Annotated in this window: 2 protein-coding genes; both read left to right on the forward strand. The window is 51.4% G+C overall.

Translation table 11 applies throughout. The features are described 5' to 3' along the window. Positions 1 to 192: 192 nt before the first annotated feature. Positions 193 to 909, forward strand: coding sequence for a tetratricopeptide repeat protein (locus COY37_RS03210; protein ID WP_286677435.1), 717 nt, complete (start codon positions 193 to 195; stop codon positions 907 to 909). Beyond that, positions 906 to 4700 (forward strand): Ig-like domain-containing protein (locus tag COY37_RS03215; protein ID WP_353682997.1); only part of this gene is annotated, 3795 nt, incomplete at its 3' end. The genes COY37_RS03210 and COY37_RS03215, both read left to right, overlap by 4 nt.

Raw genomic sequence — 4700 nt, forward strand, 5'->3', positions numbered from 1 at the left:
TGGTTTACCGAGCCGATTTGCGTTAAAAAAATAATAACCCAACAGTACAAGTAGCCCTACGACAGAGTAAAGACTGAACTTACCAGGGATGCGAAGAACTCTAGTTTCAATTTGGCCGCTTAGGAGATAGAGGGAGTCAATAGCGGAACCGACCCAGAAATGGGTCTTTTTTTATTTAAAAGGAGATTGGGTTTGAAGCTTTCGGCCATTAAACTAAAAACAGAAGCAACACGCGGCGTTGAATTAAGCAAGCCCGGCATCGGCGTACCCAAAAACCAAACGGTAGTGCCGGGAGGGCTAAAATATTTTTCAGGCTCAATATCCACGACTGTTACCAAGCACATAAAGCCGATCGTCGCTTTTCTTGCTGTTCTAGTCCTAATTGCGGCCACGCTGGCCGTAACGCAAATTCGGGACGAGCGGGTTAAGCAAGAAAATCAGAGGATAAAAGCGGAGCAGCAAAAAGCCTACGCTTCAGGCCTCAGCGCCTATACCAACGGCAAGTTCGATGCGGCGATACAGCGTTTGGAGCGGGCGAAGAAACTCGATCCGGCCGACGCGAAAACGCATCTCAACCTCGCCCAAAGCTACGAGGCGAAAGGGCAGCTCAACAAAGCATCGGATGAATACAGAGCGTCTCTTAAATCAAACCCCAATCAGCCCGAGGCCCATTACAACCTCGCTATCATCTATAAATCCCAAGGAAACTTTACCAAGGCGATTCAAGCGCTTGAAACTACGATCAAGCTCAATAAAAACTTTGTAACGGCGCGGATAGCGCTCGGCGACCTTTACGTTGAGAAGAACGATAAAGCCAGCGCCAAGAAACAATATGAGACAGTCATACAAATGAGACCCTTCGGAGTTGATATAGGGGCGATCAAGCAGAAGGTAGAGACGCTGAGATGATAACTAGCAAAGGCAAAGGAAACAAAAGGTTGCATATCGGCAACAGATTTCTTATAGTGCTCATACTTACAATAGTCGGCTTGGCTCTAGCCTTGCCTTCTTTTGCGTTTGCGGACGATGTTTGGCAAAATATCGGTCCAGCCAATGAGGAGGTAAAGTCCCTTCATATCTCCCCGAATTACGCCCATGATTATACGCTTTTTGCCGGTACGACCACCAAAGGTGTCTACCGCACAACCAACAAGGGCCATGATTGGGTTCAGGTAAATACCGGCTTGACGAGTTTAAATATCCGCTCGGTCGCCGTATCGGAGAACTTTGCTACCGACAACACGGTTTTTGCGGCAACCGGGGCCGGAGTCTTTAAGTCAACCAACAAGGGGGATTCCTGGGTCGCGGCAAACACGGGTCTTACGACCACCGATGTTCATCCGTTAGCCGTTTCACCTGCATATGCAACGGACCACACCGTCTTTGTGGGCACCGCATCCTCGGGAATATTTAAGTCAACCGATGGGGGAGGTACCTGGAGTCCTGCAAATACGGGCCTTGCCAATACGGATGTACGGACGATTGCCATGTCCCCGAATTTTGGCGTAGACAGAACGATGTTCGCCGGAACTTACGGCGGCGGCGTTTTTAAATCGACCGATGGGGGAACTACCTGGCAGGCAGCAAACAACTGCCTCACAAGCGCCCTTATCACGGATATCGCCTTGTCCCTTGATTTCCCTACAGATCATGTCGTGCTTGTCGGAACTTACGGCGGCGGCGTTTTTCAATCGACCACTGCTGGTTCTTACTGGATTGAGGCTAACGTAGGCATCCCGAGCACAGATCGCTATGTTCTTGCGGTTGCCATATCCCCAGGCTATACAAGAAGCAAAGACGGCACCTGCTTTGCCGGAACAACTAACGGAGTGTATAAATCAACTACCCAAGGGGCGCAATGGAGTCAGATAAACAACGGCCTCATGCATAAGCTCATACCATCGATTGATCCTACCCCATGCTACTGTCTGGATAAGACGGTATATGCCGGATCCGGTGGCGGAGGCGTCTATAGCTGCATATTCAGCGCAAGCGGACCTGCCCCGACGACGGGAATGTCCATTTCAAACCCAGCGTACCCGGATGGCGATAACAGTTGGTTTAAAACCGCCCCGACCATAACCTTAGCCAGTTCTGCGCCGGGTACCACCTATTACCAGTGGGATTCATCGTCCGGCGCCTGGACTACCTACACGAGTGCCTTCACCGCTTTAGAAGGGCACCACACGCTTTATTACTACTCCGTGGATACGACCGGCAATGCCGAAGCTTATAAGAGTAATTCATTTGATGTGGATACTATCCTACCGACCAATCCATCGGTTACCAGCCCGAGCCATACAACCGGTAGCACTTCGCCGGATAACACTATTGATATTTCATTCTCGGGGGCAACCGATGGCGGAAGCGGTATCAACGGGTACTCCGTCGAGTGGAGCCAGTCTCCAACAACCGTCCCGGATACAACGGTTGATATGACCGGGACCGCTGTTACCCTAACCAGCTCTCAGCTTGCAGACGGCAGTTGGTATTTTCATCTCAGCACCAAGGATATAGCGGGCAACCAGACAAGTGCCGTTCACCTCGGGCCGTTCATCATCGATGCGGCGGCGCCGACGACGACCTGGTCTTCAGTACCTCCATATACAAGCGGTTGGTTTAATACAATACCATCCATAACGTTAGCGAGGAGCGAGCCGGGCACTACCTACTACCAGTGGGATTCAACATCAACCGCCGGCTGGCAAACGTATTCGAACAGCATCACCGCCTCCGAGGGGCAGCATACGCTCTACTTCTATTCGAAAGACACGGCCGGCAATACCGAAGCGGTTAATGCGCAAACGTTTAAAGTTGATACTTTAAGCCCGACGGCCTTTACACTGGCGTCACCGGCAAACAACTCGTCGACAAACAACATTACCAACCCAACATTCGCCTGGAACGCCAGCTCTGATTCGGGTTCCGGCATGGCAAAATACCAGCTCTATATCGATGGCGCCATGAAACAGGAGACCAGCGCCACATCGCTTGCATACACGCTCACGTCTCCGCTTACGGCAGGAACACATACCTGGTACGTAAAAGCATTGGATATGGGCGGTAATTCAACGACCTCGACCGCTACGTTTACGTTAAATGTGGGCGATGCCCTGGCGCCGAATACGACCCTATCCTCAAGCCCGTCGTATAGCGGCGGCTGGGTCAAGACATCGCCGGGCATCACGCTTACCAGAGACGAGTCCGGCACTACCTACTACCAGTGGGATTCAACATCAACCGCCGGCTGGCAAACGTATTCGAACAGCATTACCGCCTCCGAGGGGCAACACACGCTTTACTACTACTCGAAAGACCTGTCAAATAACGCCGAGCCTGTAAAATCCCAACCATATAGCGTGGATTCGTCGGCTCCTTCAGCGTTTAATTTAAGCGCACCGGCAGATAACTCATCTACGAATAACGCCGCGACGCCGACCTTTACATGGGCGGCAAGCTCTGATTCGGGCTCCGGCATGGCAAAATACCAGCTCTATATCCACAGTTCATTAACACAGATCGACATCCCGGCCTCACAGACGTCGTATACGCTCTCATCACCGCTTGAGGCCGGAACCCATACCTGGTATGTCATAGCGGTGGACGGTGCGGGTAACGCAACAACCTCGACGGCTACAAATACGTTAAATGTCGCCGATGTCGTTCCGCCGGTCACATCGATGTCGACAAACCCATCGTATACGAGCGGGTGGTTTAAGACTTCTCCCTCGATCACACTTACGAGAAACGAACCCGGTACGACCTACTACCAGTGGGATTCGACCTCAACCACAGGCTGGCAAACGTATACAGGAAGCATCACCGCCCAGGAAGGGCAGCATACGCTCTATTACTATTCGGCAGATACGTTTAATAACACGGAAGCAAATAAATCCCAAACATTTAAAGTGGACCTCACGCCTCCATCGGCCTTCGATATCAGTTCACCGACAGACGGTTCATCCACGGATAACAAGAGCCTGCCGACCTTTACTTGGGTGGCCAGCTCTGATTCGGGCTCCGGCGTGGCGAAATACCAACTTTACATCGACAACACAGTAAAACAAAGCAACATCTCTCCGTCACAGACGTCGTATACGCTCACTTCTTCGCTCGCGGCGGGAACCCATACCTGGTACATACAGGCCATGGATGCCGCGGGTAATGTGACAAATTCGACCTCGACTTTCAGCTTAAACGTACAAGACATAATCGCGCCGGTTACAACCATATCGACAAACCCGTCATATACTAACGGCAGCAACGGCTGGTTTAAGACCGCACCCGTCGTAACATTAACGAGAAACGAAGTGGGGACGACATCTTACCAGTTGGATTTATCCGGCTTGGTTACCTATACGGGCAGCTTTGCCATTCCGGAAGGGCAGCATACGCTTACGTATTCCTCGGTGGATACATCTAATAACACCGAGACGAATAAAACGCAATCATTTAAAATAGATGCGGTTGCGCCATCCGCCTTCGACATAAGCTCGCCGGCAGACGGTTCATCTACAGACAATGCAAGCCTGCCGACCTTTACTTGGGCGGCCAGCTCGGATTCGGGTTCAGGAATGGCCAAATACCAGTTCTATGTCGATGGGGTGTTAAGCAGGGATAGTATCTCGCCATCGTCAACTTCATATACCGTTTCAACCCCGCTCACCCCGGGATCGCATACCTGGTACATACAAGCGGTG

Source organism: Candidatus Aquicultor secundus (assembly GCF_002791875.1).
Classification (GTDB): domain Bacteria; phylum Actinomycetota; class Aquicultoria; order Aquicultorales; family Aquicultoraceae; genus Aquicultor_A; species Aquicultor_A secundus.